This window comes from Psychrobacter sp. PL15, assembly GCF_035984995.1.
Lineage (GTDB): Bacteria > Pseudomonadota > Gammaproteobacteria > Pseudomonadales > Moraxellaceae > Psychrobacter.
Genome location: NZ_JAXCIB010000004.1, coordinates 122,137 through 144,511 on the forward strand (window position 1 = coordinate 122,137; position 22,375 = coordinate 144,511).

General features: G+C 43.7%; 16 protein-coding genes. 4 read left to right on the forward strand and 12 right to left on the reverse strand.

Annotated elements, in window-relative coordinates; all coding sequences use genetic code 11:
- Positions 1-16: 16 nt before the first annotated feature.
- The 9 genes from RCH20_RS05025 to RCH20_RS05065 all read right to left on the reverse strand — a co-directional run bounded on the left by RCH20_RS05025 (position 17) and on the right by RCH20_RS05065 (position 9,533).
- Positions 17-2,245: a PhoX family protein gene (locus RCH20_RS05025; RefSeq protein ID WP_327192805.1), complete on the reverse strand. Its 2,229-nt coding sequence runs from the start codon at positions 2,243-2,245 to the stop codon at positions 17-19.
- Between the two features lie 263 nt (positions 2,246-2,508).
- Positions 2,509-3,228, reverse strand: a complete 720-nt coding sequence (locus RCH20_RS05030) for a fumarylacetoacetate hydrolase family protein (protein ID WP_209955459.1) — start codon at positions 3,226-3,228, stop codon at positions 2,509-2,511.
- Between the two features lie 64 nt (positions 3,229-3,292).
- Complete coding sequence (locus RCH20_RS05035) at positions 3,293-4,018, reverse strand: ABC transporter permease (RefSeq protein WP_209955461.1); 726 nt, start codon at positions 4,016-4,018, stop codon at positions 3,293-3,295.
- Positions 4,019-4,028: 10 nt separating this feature from the next.
- Positions 4,029-4,763 (reverse strand): ABC transporter permease, encoded by a 735-nt coding sequence (locus tag RCH20_RS05040; protein ID WP_209955463.1) that lies wholly within the window; start codon positions 4,761-4,763, stop codon positions 4,029-4,031.
- Between the two features lie 422 nt (positions 4,764-5,185).
- The gene (locus RCH20_RS05045; RefSeq protein WP_327192891.1) at positions 5,186-5,959 is read right to left on the reverse strand and encodes a transporter substrate-binding domain-containing protein; all 774 of its coding nucleotides are present in this window, start codon (positions 5,957-5,959) and stop codon (positions 5,186-5,188) included.
- A 154-nt stretch (positions 5,960-6,113) separates the two neighbouring features.
- Positions 6,114-7,034: a transporter substrate-binding domain-containing protein gene (locus tag RCH20_RS05050; protein WP_327192806.1), complete on the reverse strand. Its 921-nt coding sequence runs from the start codon at positions 7,032-7,034 to the stop codon at positions 6,114-6,116.
- Positions 7,035-7,081: 47 nt separating this feature from the next.
- Entirely contained in the window at positions 7,082-7,873 is a 792-nt protein-coding gene (locus tag RCH20_RS05055; protein WP_209955469.1) for a transporter substrate-binding domain-containing protein, read from the reverse strand.
- A 505-nt stretch (positions 7,874-8,378) separates the two neighbouring features.
- A complete protein-coding gene (locus RCH20_RS05060) occupies positions 8,379-9,170 on the reverse strand; it encodes an ABC transporter ATP-binding protein (RefSeq protein WP_209955471.1) in 792 nt (263 codons plus the stop codon).
- 168 nt (positions 9,171-9,338) lie between these two features.
- Positions 9,339-9,533 carry a hypothetical protein gene (locus RCH20_RS05065; RefSeq protein WP_327192807.1) on the reverse strand — a complete coding sequence of 65 codons (195 nt, stop codon included), beginning with the start codon at positions 9,531-9,533 and terminating at the stop codon, positions 9,339-9,341.
- A gap of 390 nt (positions 9,534-9,923) precedes the next feature.
- Between RCH20_RS05065 and RCH20_RS05070 the strand changes: the two genes are divergently transcribed.
- Positions 9,924-11,225, forward strand: coding sequence for a glutamate-5-semialdehyde dehydrogenase (locus RCH20_RS05070; protein ID WP_327192808.1), 1,302 nt, complete (start codon positions 9,924-9,926; stop codon positions 11,223-11,225).
- A 326-nt stretch (positions 11,226-11,551) separates the two neighbouring features.
- Positions 11,552-12,826, forward strand: a complete 1,275-nt coding sequence (locus RCH20_RS05075) for a sodium/glutamate symporter (protein ID WP_327192809.1) — start codon at positions 11,552-11,554, stop codon at positions 12,824-12,826.
- Between the two features lie 120 nt (positions 12,827-12,946).
- Here the strand turns inward: RCH20_RS05075 and glyA are convergent, their stop codons facing one another.
- The 3 genes from glyA to RCH20_RS05090 form a co-directional block, all read right to left on the reverse strand.
- On the reverse strand, positions 12,947-14,215 hold the full coding sequence (gene glyA / locus RCH20_RS05080; RefSeq protein WP_209955479.1) for a serine hydroxymethyltransferase: 1,269 nt from the start codon (positions 14,213-14,215) through the stop codon (positions 12,947-12,949).
- Positions 14,216-14,616: 401 nt separating this feature from the next.
- Positions 14,617-15,126, reverse strand: a complete 510-nt coding sequence (locus tag RCH20_RS05085) for a chorismate--pyruvate lyase family protein (protein WP_327192810.1) — start codon at positions 15,124-15,126, stop codon at positions 14,617-14,619.
- 53 nt (positions 15,127-15,179) lie between these two features.
- Positions 15,180-16,550 carry a GNAT family N-acetyltransferase gene (locus RCH20_RS05090; RefSeq protein ID WP_327192892.1) on the reverse strand — a complete coding sequence of 457 codons (1,371 nt, stop codon included), beginning with the start codon at positions 16,548-16,550 and terminating at the stop codon, positions 15,180-15,182.
- A gap of 723 nt (positions 16,551-17,273) precedes the next feature.
- On the opposite strand from RCH20_RS05090, the gene RCH20_RS05095 reads away from it, so the two are divergent.
- The gene (locus RCH20_RS05095) at positions 17,274-19,490 is read left to right on the forward strand and encodes an NADP-dependent isocitrate dehydrogenase (protein ID WP_327192811.1); all 2,217 of its coding nucleotides are present in this window, start codon (positions 17,274-17,276) and stop codon (positions 19,488-19,490) included.
- 644 nt (positions 19,491-20,134) lie between these two features.
- Complete coding sequence (locus RCH20_RS05100; protein ID WP_327192812.1) at positions 20,135-22,354, forward strand: NADP-dependent isocitrate dehydrogenase; 2,220 nt, start codon at positions 20,135-20,137, stop codon at positions 22,352-22,354.
- Positions 22,355-22,375: the final 21 nt, after the last annotated feature.

A 22,375-nucleotide genomic window follows, 5' to 3' on the forward strand; every position in this document is an offset into this window, starting at 1 on the left:
TTTAAATCTGCTATTTTTAGGTCGTAGACGCCGCTGGACCAAATGACTCCGCTAATATCACATCACCATCTTCTTTGGTAATCATGACTGTGGCTGAGCGCGGTGTACTGCCACCATCGGCTGCACCCCAGGTATTACCAGGATGCTGAATATTAATAAATAGCGTTTTGAAGTCTGGGGTCATGGTAATACCAGTCACTTCACAACCTTCAGGGCCGACAAAGAAACGTTTAATATTATCATTATTTGCGAACGTACCGACTCGAGTCTGCTGCCCTGCCGAGGTTACTGTAGGCGCGCCGTCACTCACATTGCCTGGTAGTGCCGCCAGTAACATACAGCTACTGGTATCAGTATATGCACCATCATCAGTCTGAATCCACAGTACCCCACGCGGATCAAAATATAAACCATCTGGTGAAGAAAAATCATTGTTATCATTTAATTTTGATAAGTTTTCTACGGCCAAATCACTAGGTGAGGCAAACAAATAAATATCCCATTCAAAGCTCATTGCCGCATGGTCACCACCGGTCTCTGCCCAGCGGATAATGTGGCCATTGTCATTACCGCGTGCTTTTCCGCGCGCTTGATAACTGCGTGGATTAGTGGCCGAGACTGGCTGGTCCTCACGTTCGCCCCGCAGCTTATTATTGGTTAAGGTGACATAAACCTCACCAGTTATGGGGCTGACCGACACCCATTCTGGGCGATCCATTTTGGTCGCACCCAATGCGTCAGCAGCAGCACGGGCAAAAACTAAAACCTCGTCTTGTCCATTGAACGGCAGCGCGCTATTAGAAGCATCCAGTCCATTTTTCCCATGTATCAACGGCTGCCACTTACCGCTGCCATCATCATTAAAGATAGCGACATGTAATGTACCCTCGTCCATATATTTGCTACCTGCTTTTAAACCACCACCAATATCACTGTTTGACCATAAAGCATTAGAGACAAACTTGTAGATATATTCGCCACGTGCGTCATCACCCATATAAAAAACCACTGGCTTACCTTGCTCAACGGGGGCATAGGCACAATTTTCATGGGCGAAACGTCCCAGTGCCGTACGCTTTTGCGGTATAGAATTTTGGTCGAAAGGGTCTATTTCAGTCATAAACCCAAAGGTATTAAAACCATTACGGTAGTCATCAGCCGCTGTTGCACCGACCACTGTCATATCCCAGCGTAAGAACTCATCGGCGACTTTGGCCTCCTTAGCATCAGGGGTGTGCCATAAGTAGCCCCAACCAGAAAAGTCCTCTGTGGCCCCATAACGCGCACGGCCAGCGTTTTGCGCGGCACTTAATTGGCTGGCATCCTGCCCACGGGCAAAGACCCCTAAAAAATTCTCCTCCGTGGTTAGATACGTGCCCCAAGGTGATAAGCCAGCGCCGCAGTTATTATTGATACCGCGGGTCTGATAACCGGTTGGGTCAAATTTAGTTTTGACTAGGTCTGAGCCTGCAACTGGTCCGGTAAAGGTCGCCAGCGTACTACTGGTAATGCGGCGATTGTATTTTGAGTTGAGTACCATTTCATAACCCACGCCATCTGAACGACGGGTCATCTCAACCACAGAAACCCCATGACAATTGACTTCACGGCGTACATCACTTGCCAGCCGTCGACTTTGGTATATAGTCTCAGCATCCTCATCTGGAGTCACGAAATAACCAAAAGGACTCAGCTCGGCACTATTGACGTACTCATGATTCATGACTAACAGGCCATTATCTGAGGCTTTTGCATCATATGCACTGCCTTTTTTACCAAAGAACCACATGCCATCATGGTTGTCACCCATACGCCAATCAAATGACTCAGCTGACTGCTCACGGTTGTCTTTCCAATTATCAATGCCAGAAATCAGTGGCGTACCTAAGGGTAATATCATCTCAGCTTTATAACCCGCAGCCACGCTCATGGTCTCGGCAGTCGAGTGTGGAACAGCAGTGAACCTTAAAGTCTCAGGGCGTTTTAAATCACCTATCGCAGGGATAGCAGCATTATTATCAGTAGTGGTGATAGGATTTAGATTATTACTGCTACCACCGACCCTACAGCCAACTAATGGCAAAGTTCCAAAGAACGCTGCAGCCGTCAGGCCTGTACCACCCTTTAAGATATTACGACGATTCAGTCGGCGCTTAATAATGGTCTGAAAATCAGTATTGTTAGTAGGGTTGGAGTCTTCAACGACTTCGTGGGCGAGGTTTTGTGTCTCATTAAGTACGGTCATTATCGGTCACCTTGCTGTTAGGCTAGATTGTCATAAATGGCATTTTGATGACTGGACTTATCAAGCCACCAAAGCGTAAACATACCTGAGTGTACTTAGCATTTATGACAGTTCGTTGAAAAACAGCTGACCGTTTGAGGATAGTTTTTAATGATGCTTTATTTTAATGATGGCTCAGTTTTGACCAGGACTCGTTAAACCAAAAAATCCCAAGCCAGGCTTGAGATTTTTAACTTATAAAAATGAGTCTTAACTCAGGAATTTTATTGTACGCGCGCCTGCCACTCGTGCTCACCAAGTTTAAGCCTTAACCGATCACCAGCCTGTAATATGCCAACACCACTTGGCGTGCCAGTCATGATGACATCGCCCGCTTGTAGACTAAAGGCACGGCTAATCTCAGCGAGTAACTCATACACTGGAAATAGCATTAACGCACTATCGCCATCTTGTTTAAGCTGATCATTAATAGTTAACTGAAAGCTAACTTTGCGAAAGTCGCCAAACGCTTGCGGGTCGATCCATTCAGCCAATACACAAGCGCCGTCAAAACACTTCGCACGCTCCCAAGGTTGGCCTTTTTCTTTCAGCTGACTTTGTAAGTCGCGCAAGGTTAAATCCAACCCTAGAGTCACCCCACCAATCGCTTGCTGTGCCTGCTCAATATTGGCGTTATTCAAATCAGCTGATAACTGAATGCACAACTCCACTTCATAGTGAGTATCACCGTGTATTGTTGAATCTGGACGGACAATACTATTAGCAACTGAGTCCTTACCAACAAAAACCACAGATGAGGCTGGTTTCATAAATAATATTGGTGAGGTTGGTACCTCATTACCCAATTCATGAGCGTGCGCAGCATAATTACGACCAACACAGACCACTTTACCAATAACTGCACGCTTGTCATAACTAGCAGTAGCTTTGACCTCATTCTCTTCGGCGGCGTTTACTACAGGACTAGGTAACGATTGGCTCATGCTAAGCTCTCATAATAAATTTATGGGTATGGGTAATAAAGACAGCAAGACTTGATAACATGCTCTAGGTAATAGTATGGGTGGTCACATCTGGTGGCACATAAGTCATATAGCGATTCATTCTTTTTTCAAACATTCTAAAGCTGAATAAAATGACCCATGACAATAGCAAATAAACGATACCGGCCGCGAAGAACAGCTCCATCAAGGTATAAGTACGCGCACTGATAGTACGGGCAACACCCGTGATATCCATCAAGGCGATAGTCGAGGCTAGAGCACTACCTTTGAGCATAAAGATGACTTCATTACTATAAGCAGGAATCACAATGCCAAAGGCGCGGGGTAGCGTAATGCGCGTGAGCTTCTGCCATTTTGACATGCCGATAGCGTCGGCAGCTTCGAGCTCGCCAACCGGTATGGTCTGAATAGCACCGCGGATAATCTCCGCCAAATAGGCGCTGGTGTTCAGGGTAAAGGCAATAATTGCACACCAATAGGCCTGACTGAGCACCGGTTCCCATAAGAAAGAATTACGAACGGCTTCAAACTGCCCAAGTCCATAATAGATCAAAAATATCTGTACTAGCAGCGGCGTGCCTCGGAAAAAGAAGATATAAAGAAACGGTAATATCTGTACTAGCCAGCTTTTAGACAAACGCAGTTGCGCTAAAATCAAGCCAAAAAACAGCCCAATGATACCGGAGATGACTACCAGCTGTACAGTCAATACTGCGCCGCCTAGTAAGTCTGGGATATGATCAAAAATAACCTGCCAATTCCAATCCATGAGACTCTCCCTACCCTATGGTCGATTGACGGTTGGTTGATTGACGGCTCAGCTTTTTGGCATAGCGCGCTGCTGGATTGGCGCGCCATTCAAGCCACATCATAAAGCCAGTAATGATCATCGTCAGGCCTAAGTAAATAACAGCCGCTGCCATATAAAAGGTAAACGGCTGCTGAGTTGACTGCGCGGCGCGCGATGACTGGTACATAATATCTTTGAGACCGATTACTGATACTAGGGCGGTGTCTTTAAGCAGCACTAAAAACAAGTTACCCAAACCCGGCAAAGCAATTGTCCAAACTTGCGGCAAAGTAATGCGATAAAAAGTCTGCAAAGGACGCATCCCAATGGCTTGCGCCGCTTCACTTTGACCAACCGGAATCTCTTGGATCGACATTCGAAGTATTTCAGTTGCATAAGCACCGAAAGCAATCGATAATGCCATTACCCCACCCCAAAAGGCACTGATCTCGACGTAATTATTATAGCCGAACTTTTTGAGGATGCTCATCAGCAAGATAGAGCCACCGTAATAGATAAACAGCACTAATAGCAATTCAGGAATACCACGCATGGTCGCCGTGTATACAGTCGCAATCTTACGTAGCAACCAAACATTAGACAGCTTGGCAGTGGCACCCAGTAACCCCAAAGCCATACCTATAATTAAGCTGGTCACGGCAAGTTGGATGGTAACGGTAGCGCCGCTCAGTAATAGCGCGCCAAATCCTTGTAAATCAAACACAATGGTCCACTCGATCTCTTTATATTAGCAAGTTAGCGAAATATCAAATAGCAGAATCAGTATTAATAATTTAGCACCGTCTATATAGCGCTGCATATTACCCCTGGGTGTTAGAGCCACGTGTATACTGCCGGTAATTCACGCGGTAACTGATTCGACAAAAATGAGCGCTGATTTTATCATAATCATGCTCAACTATGTTAACGCTTGCACGCAAAAGCTCAGCTTAAAGAGACCCTTATGCTATTAAAAACCACAAAAACCACTTAGATTCGGCAGGATTGGATGGTCAGTTTTGTAACAAAAAAAGGATATCGCTTAGATAGCGATATCCTTTGGCCTGATCATCGGTCTATTTAATAGTCGCTGCTACTGCAAAACAGTGTCTGTGGCAGGGACTTCATGAGTTGTCGTGGCAGCAATTACTGCGTTGCGGAGACCGGAACGGCAAAGTACTTTTGATTGATTTCATCATAAGTGCCATTGGCTTTTATATTCGCTAACGATTTATTGATCTTTGCTTGTAGCTCATCACCAGGACGTACTGCTATCGCAAAATTATCATTGATGTCAATCTCATCCCCTTTCAAAGCATAATTACTGCCTGTGGGCGAGCTAAGCCATTCTATGGCTGGTAGTTTATCAGATATCATAGCATCAACACGGCCTGACTCTAAGTCCAAAAAGGCATTGCTAAGCGTATCGTATAGCTTCATATCTGCTTTTGGATACGCACCTTCCAACCACTGTGAAGAAACCGTAGAACGCTGAGCGGCAATGGATTGCGCATTGATATCGCTGCTATCACTAGGATCGAAACTGCTGTCTTTTTTGGCCAAAAATACTAGACTGTTACTAAAGTACGGATCCGTAAAGCTAACTTGCTGCGCCCGTTCAGGTGTCACTGACATAGCCGCTACAATCGCGTCATATTTGCCGGCTTTGAGACCAGGGATGATACCGTCCCAATCTTGAGCAGTAATCTCACAAGTGACTTGCATGTCAGCACATATAGCGTTGGCCATATCGACATCGAAGCCACCAAGCGTACCATCAGCATTGGTAAAGTTAAAAGGCGCATAAGCCCCTTCTGTGCCGATACGTAACACTTCTTCTGTGGTTACAGCTGTGGCGTCTGTACTAGCAGCAGCATTATCATCAGCGCTATCTTGACCCCCACTACAACCTGCTAACATTAAGATAGCAGCAGTCGCCAGCAATGAAGTCGATCCACGGCGGGCTGTTATGAAGTTAGTGTGGGCTATAGTTGGGGCAAAGTTTTTGCTCATGGTCATCCTTGACGTTCTTCCTTAATAAAAGTTTTACTGACGGCTATTGGCTAGCGAGTGCTTAGTAACCAGCTGCTTTGGCTGGTTGTTCTTCAACATTAGCATCATCAACGACCATGACTTCTTTCACGCCACCGGTTGCGACTGCTTTTTGTGCAGCAGCCGTTGAACTGGTGCCAAAGTAGCTGCCAGTGATTTGGTCATACGTGCCGTTGTCTTTTAGCTCAGCCAACGCTTTATTAAATTTGGCAACTAAAGGATCGGCTTTACGGAAAGCAATACCCATCGCGTCTTCGTCAGTACTGATCTCTTGACCTTTGACTTCATAGTCCTTACCCGCTTCTGTTTTTAACCAATCAATACCCGTCACTTTGTCCGACATCATCGCACGAACACGACCTGACGTGAGATCTAGATAGGCATTATCTTGGGTATCATAAAGCTTGATATCGGCCTCTGCATGCTCATCTTGCAAGTATTGCGATGCTACGGTTGAGCGCTGTGACGCCACTGGTTGATCTTTTAGACCGTCAACACTGATGTCATCACCTTTTTTGCCAATCAAGATGATGCCAGTATGAAAATAGGGATCGGTGAACTCTACTACTTCTTTGCGTTCCGGGGTAATCGACATGCCAGCGATAATGGCATCAAACTTTTGCGCATTTAGACCTGGGATAAGACCGTCCCAATCTTGCGAGATAAGCTCACAATCTGCCTTCATTTGCGCGCATAGGGCGTCGACTAACTCAATTTCATAGCCGATAAGCTTGCCATCAGCATCAGTATAGCTAAAAGGCTTATAGCTGGATTCAGTAGCGATTTTTATTTTCATTGGCGCGGCGTCAGTTGCGGTATCGGCTGCTGCGCTGTCTTCTGGAGTTGAGCTGTTATTACAGCCTGCGAGCATTATTATTGCCGCACTAAGCGGTGCTAGCCATAATGCTTTGGTTTTCATTGATGAGGTCATTGAAATGGTCATATTTGCTATTCCTTAGTATATTTACCAGCAGGGTATTGACTCGCAATTTACTTATTGAAGTTTGCCTGCTCAAGACGCGCCAGCTCACCGTTACTACGGATTTCGCTAAGGGCTTTATTAAAATCGTCTCTGAGGGGATCACCTTTACGAACAGCAATAGCAATATTGTCATCATTATCAATTTCATCACCCACGATACCAAAACCGTCAGGATTGTCAGCTAACCATGATTTAGCAGAGACTTTTTCGGCCAATACTGCGTTACTACGACCAGATTTTAGATCTAAATAAGCATTGTCATAATTATCATATAACTGCACAGTATTGCCGTCTTTACCTTCATAATTATCTTGTAAGTACGCACCAGGAGTCGTTGAACGTTGACCACCAAGCGTTAGGTCTTTGATCGCCATAGGATCAAAGCTACCCTTGGTATCAGTCAACCACACCATGGTATTAGCAAAATAAGGCTCGGTAAAATCGACCTTTTCTTGACGTTCAGGTGTGATGGACATGCCAGCAACGACTGCGTCGTATTTTTGTGCCAGCAAACCTGGAATAATGCCGTCCCAATCTTGAGCGACAATCTCACATTTGGCTTTCATCTGCTCACATAAGGCATTAGCAACATCGATATCGTAGCCCGCTATACTGCCATCGGCATTGGTATAGTTAAAGGGAGGATAAGCCCCTTCGGTAGCGATACGAATAGTTTTGCCGGCCACGTCTGCAGCAGAAGCATCAGCATCGGTGGCTTCGTTAGCGGGTTGGCTACAGGCACCTAGCGCTAGGGCTGCGGTAATGGTCATCGATGACCACAATAGACGGGAGTTCGACATTGTGCGTTCCTTATTTTCTGATGGGTGTTGCTGATACCTTACCCTCTGAATTCCTTGCCAGACGATAAAATCAGTCAATAAAAAATGAAATAGGGGCTGTTATTAACAGCTTATAATCTTACCGATAATACCTGACTCAAATATCAAAAACAAACGTTTTACATATTGACTGTCATTATCCAGTAATAAAAGGTTACCTTAGCAGTTTAATGGGATTGTTAGAAACGGGTTTGAACAAGATACAAAGTCAGGTTAAGATTGCCTTAACCTCTTAACAGTCCATTAAATATTTACTTTGACTTAATTGCTGATAATGACTGTTTAATCGCTGATGATGGCCAGTTAGCACGTGAAATCAGTCATCTCATCATGACTGCTTTAGTACTCTCAATTTATAGCAGGCGTTTGATGGTAAGCAATTTGTAGCAGGCACTCCACAAAGGTGACTTTATAACAGACCAGCATTTCACAGCAATAGTTTTCTATAGCTCTTTATAATACCAGCCTAGCGATGCGCCGCCATAAAGTCTTTAACACGCTCAGAAGTAGGGTTATCAAAGACTTGTTCAGGTGTGCCCATCTCTTCAATAACACCCTGATGTAAAAATACCACCTGGCTGGACACTTCCCGAGCAAAACGCATCTCGTGGGTGACAATCAGCATGGTACGCCCTTCTTCTGCCAACTCACGCATCACGGCAAGCACTTCATTGACCAGTTCAGGGTCAAGGGCGGAGGTAGGTTCATCGAATAATAATACTTGGGGTTGCATTGCAAGCGCCCGTGCAATCGCTACGCGCTGGCGCTGACCACCAGATAGGTTCGCAGGATAGGCGTCTCTCTTATCAAGCAGACCGACCTTATCAAGTAATTTTTCAGCATCACTGATGGCCTGATCTTTTTTGATTTTTAAAACTTGGGTCGGCCCTTCAATGATATTTTGCAAAATCGTCTTATGCGGCCATAAGTTAAAGTTTTGGAACACGAAGCCCACGCGCGCGCGCAAGCTCTCTAGCTGCTTGATATCTGCTGCTTGCATCTCACCAGACTTATTAGGCTTTAGTATCAGCTGTTCATTACCAATACTGATACTGCCTTGGGTTGGCTTTTCAAGCAGATTAATACAGCGTAATAAAGTAGATTTGCCAGAGCCAGAAGAGCCTAAGATAGAGATCACATCACCATCATAGGCAGTGAGGGACACGCCTTTTAGCACTGCCAATGAGCCGAAGCTTTTATGAACGTCTTGAAGATCTAAGGCGATAGGTCGGGTCGAATTTTTTGCAATATCAAGCATGGTTTAACAGACTTCCAATGAATATGAGTAAAAATATAGAGACAAAAAGGCAAATTCTCTGTCTGTCCTGCTGTTTTGTGCTGGCATCGAATAAGGCTCAGATTGCGCTTGCAGCTCTGGGCTTTATTTTATCATCTTAGCGTACTAAGCGTGGTTTTATCTGCTAACTTAGTAAGTTGAAATATATTCTTCGGTTTCAGTACCGTCCAATATTTCAGAATCGTCAATAGCAAAGCCATCTTCAGCAGTAGCCACAGCCACATCATCCTTGGACGTACCAGTATTAACCATATTGCCGTTCGCACTAGCCACAGCCACGTCATCATTTGATATCGAGTCAGTAGGGGCATTAGCAGTCGCCACGCCGGTAGCTTCTTTCTCTTAAAATTAGTCCCACTATAAAAGTTATATCTTAGCAGGCACCTTATAGAAGATACAAATGGTCGCTACAAAAGTGCTAAAAACCTGATTGTAAAGGGGTGCTGTTCACAAATTCGTCTTTACTCTTACCCTAATCTCCTCTATGTTAAATAGCATAACGCCACTAAAGGTGTTAATCCTTCCGTTTTTATCAATCATTACTGATATTTGGCACATTTTTCGCCTGTTTGGGCGCTTTTGCTGCATTTAGCAAATTATTTGCCGCCTTTTTATGACACTCTTTATGACACTCTGAAATTTATAAAAAATTTAGAGTGCCCTTTATCGCCCATTTATCCCTACGCCCATTTATCCCTATAAGGAAAATAATTTATGAGTCAATCAGATACCACAGACATTACCGCTTATATGCAAACCGTTGGTCAGCAAGCACGTGCAGCCTCTCGTGCCCTCGCTGCTGCCAATACCAGTGCGAAGAACTCAGCACTCATGACCATTCATGATGAATTAGTCAGTGCCAAGCAGGATATTTTATCGGCTAATAAGACTGATATGGATAACGGCCAAAAGAATAATCTTGATGCCGCACTACTTGATCGCTTAGAGCTCAACGATGAGCGTTTTGATGGCATGCTTCAGGGTCTTAAAGATGTCTCAACGCTACCGGATCCTATCGGCGAAGTCACTGATATGACTTTTCAGCCGTCAGGAATACATTTAGGTAAAATGCGTGTGCCTCTCGGCGTGGTTGGTATGATTTATGAGTCGCGTCCCAACGTGACATTAGAGGCAGCATCACTAGCGCTCAAATCGGGTAATGCCATTATTTTGCGCGGCGGTTCTGAAGCGTTTGAGTCTAACCAGGCAATTGCTAAATGTATCCACCGCGGTCTAAAAAACGCCGGATTACCTGAGCATAGCGTTCAGGTACTACAAACCACTGATCGCGCTGCGGTTGGCGAATTGATTACTATGACAGAATACGTTGATGTGATTGTGCCACGTGGCGGTAAAGGCTTGATTGCACGTATTAGCCGTGATGCAAAAGTGCCCGTCATTAAGCATCTAGATGGTAACTGTCATACCTTCATCGATCGCGATGCCGAACCAAAAATTGCTATCGAAGTCAGCGTCAATGCCAAGACCCATCGTTATGGCACCTGTAATACTATGGAGACCTTATTAGTTGATGAAGCAATTGCCCATGAATTATTGCCACAAATTGCTGAAGCCATAATAAAAGCGGATGATGCCATGCAACTGCGTCTCGATGACAAGTCGCAAGCGATTCTGAATGACAATGCCAAGCTTAAAGGTCATCTATCAGCCGCAACTGAAGAAGACTGGGATACCGAATATCTAGCACCAATACTGGCTGTTAAAATTGTTAGCGGCCTAGATGAAGCAATCGAACATATCAATACTCATGGTAGTCAACATACTGACGTGATTATTACCGATAACTATAGCAAGTCGCAACGCTTCATCCGTGAAGTGGATTCAGCGAGCGTCATGATTAACGCCTCAAGTCGCTTTGCTGATGGTTTTGAATATGGACTCGGCGCTGAGATTGGTATTTCAACAGACAAGATTCATGCCCGTGGTCCAGTGGGACTTGAAGGTCTGACTTCACAAAAATGGATTGTCTATGGTCATGGCGAAACCCGTGCTTAATAATGGGTTATGTACACATCAGTCAAGACAATTATAGATAATATAGACTTAGTCTAAAACAAGTAACACTACAACGTCAGCATCCGTGCTGGCGTTTTTTTATGCGCAAACTACCACTTTTAAATAGGAAAGAAAAACATATAATCACCAGTAGAAATTCTAGAAATTGTATATTTTTTAACCGCTAATCATTACAATAGCCGCACTAAATTGAATGTACGCCAAAACAATTCATTTTAGCTACTTATTACAACAATATGAATTTGGGATAAGACTGATTCTATCCCAAATTTAGGTTAATTTATATTTATAAGAAGGATCAACCTATGGAAGTTACGCTAAATGGCTATTACACGCTGATATTTGCAACATTAGTGCTGTTACTTGGACGTTTTATGGTTAAGAGAATTAAGTTCTTAGAGGACTTTAATATTCCAGAGCCAGTTGCGGGTGGTTTAGTTGCTGCAGTTGTTGTCTATGCCCTTAACTTCATTTGGGGCTATAGCTTTAACTTTCACCAAGGATTACAAACGGCTACCATGTTGATGTTTTTTGCATCTATTGGATTAAGTGCTGATTTTGGTAGGCTTAAAGCAGGTGGTACGCCGTTATTGATTTTTACCATCGTGGTATCCGTCTTTATTGTCTTGCAAGATGTCGTTGGCGTGGCAATGGCCAGCGCACTTGGACTTGATCCTCTACTCGGACTAGTAACGGGTTCTATTGCTCTAACTGGTGGACACGGCACGGCAGGAGCGTGGGGCGTGGTATTAGAAGAGCAGTACGGTGTGGTCGGAGCGACGACATTAGGCATCGCGGTTGCAACCTACGGATTGGTAGCGGGCGGTATCGTTGGCGGCCCTGTTGCTCGCAGATTGATCAAAAATCTTGGCCTAACCCCCACACCAGACAATCCAAACCCGAGTGAGGTGGAAAAACTCGCTGCTGAGCAGTCGCTATATAGTACCAAACATAGCGAAGATAGTGATCATAGACAAGAAGAGATGTTTGAAAAACCTGATAACATTCGCCTGATTACCGCTTCTTCTACCATTGAAACCTTAGCCTTATTTGCGGCGGCTCTAGCTTTTGCAGACATAATGACCCTAATTGCAGCAGGCACTGCGTTTGAATTGCCCACCTTTGTCTGGGCATTAGCAGGCGGTGTGATTATTCGTAACTCCTTGACCATAGCTTTTGATTTTGACATGTTTGACCGTGCTATTGATGTAATCGGTAATGCTTCTTTGAGTCTGTTTTTGGCGATGGCATTGTTGTCATTGAAACTGTGGGAGTTGACTGAACTGGCAGGCCCTGTGTTAATTATCTTGCTGGTGCAAACATTCGTTATGATTCTATATGTTTACTTTATAACCTTTAGAGTCATGGGCAAAAATTATGATGCCGCTGTGTTGTCAGCCGGCCATTGCGGCTTCGGGATGGGTGCAACCCCAACCGCTATTGCTAATATGCAGGCCGTAACCGACCGCTATCTGCCCTCGCCTAAGGCGTTTTTGATTGTACCAATGGTTGGTGCCTTCTTTGTCGATATCGTCAACGCCACCGTGTTGCAAATATTCACTAAATTGCCATTTATGTAAGCCGATAATGCAATCGAATTAGATTAAAACAAGTGAGACACAAAAAAACCGCCTAGCATAAGCTAAGCGGTTTTTATTTTTCAGTCTGACTGAATTTTATGAAGGCTAATTTCTAGCTTATTAGACAGCTGCTTTCTGGTTTTTAGCATAAACCGGTTTTTTAGCACAAATAGCTTCAACCTTTTTGCGGGTATCGGCAATCACTTGCTCATCACCACGGCTATCGATAACATCACAGATCCAGTTAGCCAACTCTGACACGTCTTGTTCATCAAAGCCGCGAGTCGTTACTGCTGGTGTACCGATACGGATACCAGAAGTCACGAACGGAGATTTTGGATCATTGGGTACAGCGTTTTTATTGACCGTAATATGCGCATCACCCAACCATTTGTCCGCTTCTTTACCTGTCAATTCTTGCTTGACCAAGCTGATAAGCATTAGATGGTTTTCAGTGCCGCCAGAGATGATGTCATAGCCGCGTTCTTGAATGATGGTAGCCATTGCTTGGGCATTTTTAACCACTTGCTGCTGATAAGTCTTAAAGTTATCTTCTAAAGCTTCTTTAAAGCAGATCGCTTTAGCAGCGATAACATGCATCAACGGGCCACCTTGGTTGCCAGGGAATACCGCTGAGTTTATTTTTTTCGCAAGTTTTTCATCACGAGAAAGAATCATACCTGAGCGTGGGCCACGTAGCGTTTTATGCGTGGTGGTAGTCACTACGTCTGCAAACGGTACTGGATTGGGATAAACGCCAGTCGCAGCAAGACCAGCTATGTGCGCCATATCCACCAGTAAGTACGCGCCAATTTCGTCAGCGATATCACGGAAACGCTGCCAATCGACAACTTGTGAATACGCTGAAAAACCAGCAATAATCATCTTAGGCTTGTGCTCACGCGCTAAGCTATCAACTTGATCATAATCAATCAGACCCGTTTCTTCAACCAAACCATATTGTGCGGCGTTATAGTTGATGCCTGAAAAGTTAATATGTGCGCCATGAGTCAAGTGACCACCCGCATCCAGGCTCATGCCAAGAATAGTGTCATTGGCTTCAAGAAGTGCTAGGAATACGGCTGAGTTCGCTTGGCTACCTGAGTGCGGCTGGACGTTTACATACTCTGCGCCAAACAATTCTTTGGCACGGTCAATGGCCAATTGCTCAACCACGTCTACATGCTCACAACCACCATAATAACGCTTGCCTGGATAACCTTCTGCATATTTATTGGTTAAATCAGTACCCTGTGCTTCCATCACCGCTTGTGAGCAGTAGTTTTCTGAGGCAATCAGCTCAATATGATTCTCTTGACGAACGCTTTCAGCTGCCATTGCTTCAGCAAGTACGGGATCATATTCCTTAATTGATATATCTTTAAACATATTCATGTCCTATATAGTGACTGTTATTAGAAGGGCTTTATTAGCATAAAGCGATGACAATAAGTTTATGGAATAACGCTATTAAAAGAGAGTAGCCTATAGTTGGCTTACCATGCTCAGCAGTAGATTGGATACGATCCTGCATCTTAATTTTTGCTGTAAAACCAGTGTACCATGAAACTTTATGTTACGGACGCAAAAAACGCTCACCTTAGCTTGAGTAGGCTGCACGGTGATATTTTATCGATATAAATAAATATAAATCAGCAACTTACGAATATAAATCGTGGCTGATAATTATGAAAATCTATGATGGCTGCTTTAGTGGGCAGCTAATAATAACAGCAAATCAAAAAATATCTGACTACTTGGTTAACTATTGAGGTTTAACAACGAAAGAGCTAAGTCTCCAGCAGCTTTTGGTAGAATTGCGGCAAGAAAGTCTCACTGATCAATAATTTGCGACCATACCAATCATAACGCGTTTGTCGTTGCCAACCCTGAGTAGTATGACAAATAAAACGTTGATTGGGCAAGGTGCGGCAACGCTTAAACAATACATAGCCAATAGGCGTGCCTTTTAACTGTTGTAAACGGCGTGCACACCCTTGCAAGCTAGCTAATGGGAAGATGCTTTGGGCCCATACCCAGGGTAGTTCATCATTACCATATAACTGCGCTTCGCGCACCCATGCCAGCAGCGGACGGTTAAGCGCTGAACCCTGCAACCCTAATTGCCGTTTCTGAGTCAGCGACAGCACTCGATAGCCTTCAAAGCTACGTTGTACTCTTAAAGGCTGTCCCGCTTGTGCTTCTAGTACTGCGGTCAAAGACCCTTCAGTATTGAGCCATGATAACAACTCTAAAGGTGGATGATTTTTGAGCGCACAAGAAGGTTTGAAGTTAGACATAGTTAAGGGCTAAATATCATTAAGAGTGAGACTACATATTTGGGAAATAACCGTTAAGCATTTACATCAAAATCAGGCATATTATCCACGTTAAATGGCAGTGCCTCATGAGCTTGCTGACGGTACTGCGCCATACGCATACGATCTTCGCTACAAAAATTTGCAATCGCTGGTACAAAGCGCGGATCATAGATACGGTGTAAGGAATGGGTCTTGGTAGGGATAAAACCACGAATCAGCTTATGCTCACCTTGGGTGCCTGGATCAAAATAAGTTAACCCCTGTTCAATGGCAAACTCAATCCCTTGATAGTAGCACAGTTCAAAATGTAGACTGTCATACTCGCCAAGCGCGCCCCAGTAACGACCATATAAAGTAGCCGTTGATGATTCGTCCTTAGATTCAGGAACATCATATAAGAACAAACTACTGGCGATAATCTCACCATTGCTATCAAACGCCTGCGCTAGGAACAGATGTTCAGGCATGCTTTGTGCCAATGCCATGAAGAAATCTATGCTTAGATAAGGCTGTTGCCCCCTTACTGCATAAGTCATCACATAACAATGGTAAAACGCTTTCCAATCTGCATCAGTAATATCATCACCGCATTTGCGATAGCATATGATACCTTGCTCAGCGACCTTTCTACGCTCAGCACGAATAGTTTTACGCTTTTTCGCCTTCAAGGTCATCAAAAAGTCATCAAAGTCTGTAAAAGGTTGCTCGCCTTCAGTCAAGTTCTTATTTTGCCACAAGAACTGACAGCCTTGGCGCTCAAGCATTGGTGTATTTAGAGAGGCCTTATCTAATCCGGCATTGCGGCCTTGTATTATATTATCTATCTCGTCAGTGCTAGGTATAATAGCCGTTTCTGCGGTCGCAAGTTTGGCGAGCTTAGGCGTGACGAACAAACCATGCCAGCCTGATGCGCCTACTTGCTGCGCAATGTCATCGACTCCTGCAATCGCCGTTTGGATAATATTGTCACTAAGGCTTTCACCTTGCACCAACCAAAACCGCTCGCCGGTGACTGGCGTGTAGGGGGCGCTAGTCACCAACCTTGGATAATAATCAATACCGTAACGTGCATAAGCTTCCGCCCATGAATGATCAAAGACAAACTCACCTTGGTGATGGCCTTTTACGAACACAGGCATCACAGCAACAGGCTGCATGAGCGCTGTATCATCCTTATTATCGCTATTACTACTATTATCTATGGCCGCATCCGTGTCGGCATCTACTTCGTTTTGGCGATACACCAATACAAAAATAGGCAACCAGCCTGCCTGCTCACCAATGGCACCAGTGTCACTCAATGCTTGCCAAAAGGCAAAAGACATAAAAGGGGTATCAGGGGTCTGCCATTCGGCGCGTTTCTGCCAGCTCATATCACCGACTAGTGCGTACTGTAAACTCATAGTCATATCACTCATTACCGCTATATTATTAATTCTTTAATTATCCATTAGACTAACAAATTTTGGTTAAGCTGCTGTCACAATTTGCAAAAATAAGCTGGATTTTTAGCTTAAATACAAGCAGATTAACCTTGAATCATTATTTGTCATATCAGGGAGGCGTATAGGTCTACTTTACCGACTATTCAGCTCGGTGCAGCTGCTAATGAAGCGTCGACTATAAATGATTGTACTTATCTGGGCATGCACAATTATGTTCAAAAAAACAGTGCGAGTATGCAAAGGATGTTATTTACCCTAGATGACTGATAGGATAATGCTTTTGATAGCTTAATATAATTTGTATACATAATAAACGAGAAAAAATAGTACAATTGGTTCATCATACGATATTGACATCGCATCGGCTTTATAGATAGTTAACTATAATACACCGTCAGCAACTCAATTTTTAGGTCGTTTAGACGCTATAGTCAAAGTGCCTTATTCTAGCGACCGTTAACTTCTAGCGACCGTTAACGCCAGCTACCGAAAGACCAGTCAACGAAACAAGCTAAGCAGCCTCAAAGCTCTCCAAGAGACTACCCATCATGTATTTGATTTAACCACATAGCCCATTATTGTATGAGGGCTGTCTAGAACTATTGAATTATTTTTGAGCCTTATTATTAATAACAACTATTAGCGATGACCAAAACTATAAATCCAAGGAATACCTTACTAATGTCAAAGATTATTTATACAAAAACTGACGAAGCCCCAGCGCTCGCGACCCTATCATTTTTGCCTATCGTTAAGGCTTTTACCCAAACTGCAGGAATCACTATTGAAACCGCTGATATTTCTTTAGCTGGACGAATTATTGCTTTATTCTCAGATTTTTTACCCGAAGAACAACGTATCCCTAGCGCATTCGTCGCATTAAGTGAACTGGTAAAAAAACCTCGAGCAAACATCATCAAATTGCCTAATATCAGTGCCTCTATCCCGCAGTTAAAGGCAGCAATTAAAGAGTTGCAAGATAAAGGCTATGCCTTACCTGATTACCCAGATCACCCAGAAACGGATAAAGAAAAAGACGCTCGTATTCGTTATGACAAAATTAAAGGTAGTGCTATCAACCCGGTTCTACGTGAGGGTAACTCTGATAGACGAGCGCCAAAAGCGGTTAAAGCTTACGCCAGAAGAAACCCACATTCAATGGGTGCATGGAGCACAGACTCTAAGTCTCATGTGGCGACGATGAGCCATGGCGACTTTGCTGATACTGAAGAATCAGTGACTATAGATAAAGCGACTGAGTACCGTATTGAGTTTACCGCCGAAGATGGGACTGTTACTGAGTTAAAAGCGCCAGCGCCTTTACTGGCCGGTGAAGTCATTGATGCCGCTATATTGAGTCATGATGCCTTAGTTTCTTTTTTTGAAGAGCAAGTACAAGATGCCAAAGAGTCTGATGTGTTGTTTTCATTACATCTAAAAGCCACCATGATGAAGGTTTCTGATCCTATTATCTTCGGCGAAGCGGTAAAAGTTTTCTTTAAAGCGCTATTTGCCAAGCATGGCGATACGTTTAAAGCGCTGGACGTCAATGTCAATAATGGTTTTAGTCATCTACTCTCTAAATTAGCAGAGTTACCTGAAGAAAAACGCCAAGAAATCGAAGCCGATATTCAGAGCATCTATGAGAGTAACCCAGATCTTGCCATGGTCAATTCAGACAAAGGCATCACCAACCTGCATGTACCCAGTGATGTGATTGTCGATGCGTCAATGCCGGCGATGATTCGCAGTTCAGGTAAAATGTGGGGCGCTGATAATCAGCTGCACGATACCAAAGCGGTTATCCCTGATAGTAGCTACGCGTGCATCTATGATGAAACCATCAAATTCTGTAAAGAACACGGCGCGTTCGATCCCACTACCATGGGTTCAGTACCTAATGTGGGCTTAATGGCGCAAAAAGCGGAAGAATACGGCTCGCATGATAAAACCTTCCTAATACCCTCTGCTGGTAAGGTGCAAGTTCTCGATAGTGATAACAATGTGTTAACCGAGCACAGGGTAAAAGCTGAAGATATCTGGCGTATGAATCAGGCAAAAGATGCACCGATCCAAGACTGGGTTAAATTAGCCGTGACTCGTGCCCGTGCGAGCAATATACCGACTGTTTTTTGGTTGGATAAAAATCGTCCACACCATGCAGAATTAATCAAGAAGGTAGAACATTATCTAAAAGATCATGACACTAGCGGCTTAGATATTCGTATCATGCCGGTTAGAGAAGCCACTCGTCTTACTTTAGAGCGCTTAAAAGAAGGCAAAGACACCATCTCGGTCACCGGTAACGTGCTACGGGATTACCTCACTGATTTATTCCCAATTTTAGAGCTAGGAACCAGTGCAAAAATGCTCTCCATTGTCCCACTCATGAATGGTGGTGGCTTGTTTGAGACTGGTGCCGGCGGTTCAGCTCCTAAGCTCGTTGAGCAACTGTTAGAGGAAAACCACTTACGTTGGGACTCATTAGGTGAGTTTTTAGCCTTGGCGGTATCTTTGGAGCACTTGGCAACTCACGAACACAATGCCAAAGCGCAAATATTGGCAGATACCCTGGATACGGCAACCGAAAAACTATTATTGAATAACAAATCGCCAGCACGTAAAACAGGTGAGTTAGACAACCGTGGTAGTCATTTTTATCTAGCCATGTACTGGGCCGAAGAATTGGCTGCACAAAATGACGATAAGGAGCTAAAAGAGAAATTTGCGCCACTTGCTAAAAAACTAGCCAGCAATGAAGACGCCATTGTCAAAGAGCTGAACGACGCTCAAGGCGGACCGGTAGATATCAATGGCTACTATTTCTTTGATAAAAAATTAGCTGAAAATGTTATGCGTCCAAGTAAACTATTCAACGAAACCATCGCTTCTTTATAACTTTGGCAGCGTTTTAACTGGACTCAATTAACTGAGCTTAGCTGATGGGGCTTAAGCAACTTTAAGCTTATAAAAAAACACCTCAACGCTCTAAGGCTGTTGGGGTGTGTTTGATTGCAACACATCTTTGTTGGTAGTTTTATTATCTGTTCTATTATTTCTGTCTAAAAAGCAGTGCTTGTATGGAAAAGATGATATTTATGCTGATGACTGGTAGAATAAGCCTCGTAATACTTTAATATAATTCACAGACATGAGAAACAAGCAAAAACGGGTCACCTAGTTCATTGTGCGAGATTGACATCGTATCAGATTTATAGTGAGTTAACTAAAGACGCTGTCCGCCATTCACTTTCAAACAGTGTAGACCATATAAGTAAAGTGCCTTATTCTAGTTCTAGTGAATTCTAGTTCTAGTGAATTCTAGTTCTAGCGAATTCTAGCGAAATTTAACGCCAGTTCTAGCAAGGGTTAAGGTCGGCTAACGAAAGACCAGTCAACGAAGCAGACTCGAAACTCTCCAAGAGACTATCAATAATGTACTTGATCTAACCACATAGCCCATTATTGCATAAAGGCTGTCTAGAACTATTGAATTATATTTGAGCCTTATTAACGATAACCCAAAGGAATGTCATACTACAATGTCAAAAATTATTTATACAAAAACTGACGAAGCCCCAGCGCTAGCGACCTTATCATTCTTGCCTATTGTTAAAGCGTTTACCCAAACCGCAGGAATTGCTATTGAAACCACTGATATCTCAGTTGCCGCACGAGTGTTGGCTGAATTTCCTGAATATTTAAGTGAAGAACAACGCGTTCCTAACAATTTAGCTGAGCTTGGTCGTCTTACGCAGGATCCAAACACCAATATTATTAAACTGCCAAATATTAGTGCTTCTGTCCAGCAGCTTAGAGCCGCAATTAAAGAATTGCAAAGCAAGGGCTACGCGATACCTGATTTTCCAGACGAGCCAAAAACTGATGAAGAGAAAGAAATTAGTCAGCGCTATGGTAAGAGCCTAGGCAGTTCGGTTAACCCTGTTTTACGCGAAGGTAACTCAGACCGCCGTGCACCGAAAGCAGTTAAGAATTTTGCTCGTAAGCATCCGCATTCTATGGGTGAATGGAAACAATGGTCACAGACACACGTATCGCACATGCACAATGGTGATTTCTATGCTGGCGAGCAATCTATTACTTTAGATAAAGCGCGTAGCGTACGTATGGAGCGTGTGGCTGAAGATGGCACTATCAGTGTCTTCAAATCGGGGATTTCTTTGCTTGATAAAGAAGTCATCGACCTGATGTTCATGAGCAAACAAGCGTTACTTGAATTTTATGAGCGTGAAATGGAAGATTGCCGCGAAGCCGGCATTTTGTTTTCACTGCATGTAAAAGCCACCATGATGAAAGTATCGCATCCTATCGTATTTGGGCATGCGGTCAAAACATATTATAAAGATGCCTTCAATAAACATGGCGCTTTCTTTGACGAGTTAGGTATTAACGTCAATAACGGTATGGCAAGTTTGTATGAAAAAATTGCCGAGCTACCAGCCAGTAAGCGTGAAGAAATTGAACGCGATTTACATGCATGCCAAGTACATCGCCCACGCCTTGCGATGGTTAATTCATCAAAAGGTATCACCAACTTCCATTCACCAAGTGACGTTATTGTAGATGCGTCTATGCCTGCTATGATTCGTTCAGGTGGTAAAATGTGGGGCGCTGATGGAAAAATGTATGACTGTAAAGCCGTTATGCCTGAGTCTACATTTGCGCGTATCTATCAAGAAATGATTAACTTCTGTAAGTGGCATGGCAATTTTGACCCAACCACGATGGGCACTGTCCCTAACGTTGGCTTGATGGCACAAAAAGCAGAAGAATATGGTTCGCATGATAAAACGTTCGAAGCCAGCGATTCGGGTATGGCTCGTATTGTTGACGAAGAAACCGATGAAGTCTTGCTTGAGCAGCTTGTTGAAAAGGGTGATATTTGGCGCATGTGTCAAGTCAAAGACGAGCCTATCCAAGATTGGGTTAAACTTGCCGTGCGCCGTGCACGCGAATCAGATACCCCAGTTATCTTTTGGTTAGACCCTTACCGTCCACACGAAAATGAGTTGATCAAAAAAGTTAATACCTACTTAAAAGATCATGATACCAAAGGCCTGCACATTGAAATTATGTCACAGGTTCGTGCGATGCGTTACACCTTAGAGCGCGTGGCTCGCGGTCTTGATACCATCTCTGCTACCGGTAATATTTTAAGAGACTATCTAACTGACTTATTCCCAATTTTAGAGTTAGGAACCAGTGCTAAAATGCTGTCAGTGGTACCACTAATGAAAGGCGGTGGTTTGTTTGAAACGGGCGCTGGTGGTTCTGCACCTAAGCACGTGCAACAGTTATTAGAAGAAAACCATTTACGTTGGGATTCATTAGGTGAGTTTTTAGCCTTAACGGTATCTTTGGAGCATTTGGCAACTCACGACGATAACACCAAAGCTCAAGTATTGGCAGATACGCTTGATACGGCGACAGAAAAACTATTATTGAATAACAAAGGCCCATCACGTAAAACTGGTGAGATAGACAACCGTGGTAGTCACTTCTATCTGGCCATGTACTGGGCTCAGGAGCTAGCCGAGCAAGACCAAGACGCTGATCTTAAAGCACAGTTTGCACCACTTGCGCAAAATCTTGCAAGTAATGAAGACGCTATTGTTAAAGAATTTAATGAAGCTCAAGGTAAGCCTGTGGATATCAAAGGCTACTACTTAGCTGATGAAAAACTAGCTGAGCAAGTTATGCGTCCAAGTACTTTATTCAATGACGCGATAGCATCGTTGTAGTTTTGCTTAAGTCATTTTGCT

What these genes read in the sequence shown, in the direction of transcription:
- RCH20_RS05025 (WP_327192805.1), bottom strand. Translation starts at nt 2,245, where the DNA reads ATGACCGTACTTAATGAGACACAAAACCTCGCCCACGAAGTCGTTGAA.
- RCH20_RS05030 (WP_209955459.1), bottom strand. Translation starts at nt 3,228, where the DNA reads ATGAGCCAATCGTTACCTAGTCCTGTAGTAAACGCCGCCGAAGAGAAT.
- RCH20_RS05035 (WP_209955461.1), bottom strand. Translation starts at nt 4,018, where the DNA reads ATGGATTGGAATTGGCAGGTTATTTTTGATCATATCCCAGACTTACTA.
- RCH20_RS05045 (WP_327192891.1), bottom strand. Translation starts at nt 5,959, where the DNA reads ATGTTAGCAGGTTGTAGTGGGGGTCAAGATAGCGCTGATGATAATGCT.
- RCH20_RS05050 (WP_327192806.1), bottom strand. Translation starts at nt 7,034, where the DNA reads ATGACCATTTCAATGACCTCATCAATGAAAACCAAAGCATTATGGCTA.
- RCH20_RS05055 (WP_209955469.1), bottom strand. Translation starts at nt 7,873, where the DNA reads ATGTCGAACTCCCGTCTATTGTGGTCATCGATGACCATTACCGCAGCC.
- RCH20_RS05060 (WP_209955471.1), bottom strand. Translation starts at nt 9,170, where the DNA reads ATGCTTGATATTGCAAAAAATTCGACCCGACCTATCGCCTTAGATCTT.
- RCH20_RS05070 (WP_327192808.1), top strand. Translation starts at nt 9,924, where the DNA reads ATGAGTCAATCAGATACCACAGACATTACCGCTTATATGCAAACCGTT.
- RCH20_RS05075 (WP_327192809.1), top strand. Translation starts at nt 11,552, where the DNA reads ATGGAAGTTACGCTAAATGGCTATTACACGCTGATATTTGCAACATTA.
- glyA (WP_209955479.1), bottom strand. Translation starts at nt 14,215, where the DNA reads ATGTTTAAAGATATATCAATTAAGGAATATGATCCCGTACTTGCTGAA.
- RCH20_RS05085 (WP_327192810.1), bottom strand. Translation starts at nt 15,126, where the DNA reads ATGTCTAACTTCAAACCTTCTTGTGCGCTCAAAAATCATCCACCTTTA.
- RCH20_RS05090 (WP_327192892.1), bottom strand. Translation starts at nt 16,550, where the DNA reads ATGAGTTTACAGTACGCACTAGTCGGTGATATGAGCTGGCAGAAACGC.
- RCH20_RS05095 (WP_327192811.1), top strand. Translation starts at nt 17,274, where the DNA reads ATGTCAAAGATTATTTATACAAAAACTGACGAAGCCCCAGCGCTCGCG.
- RCH20_RS05100 (WP_327192812.1), top strand. Translation starts at nt 20,135, where the DNA reads ATGTCAAAAATTATTTATACAAAAACTGACGAAGCCCCAGCGCTAGCG.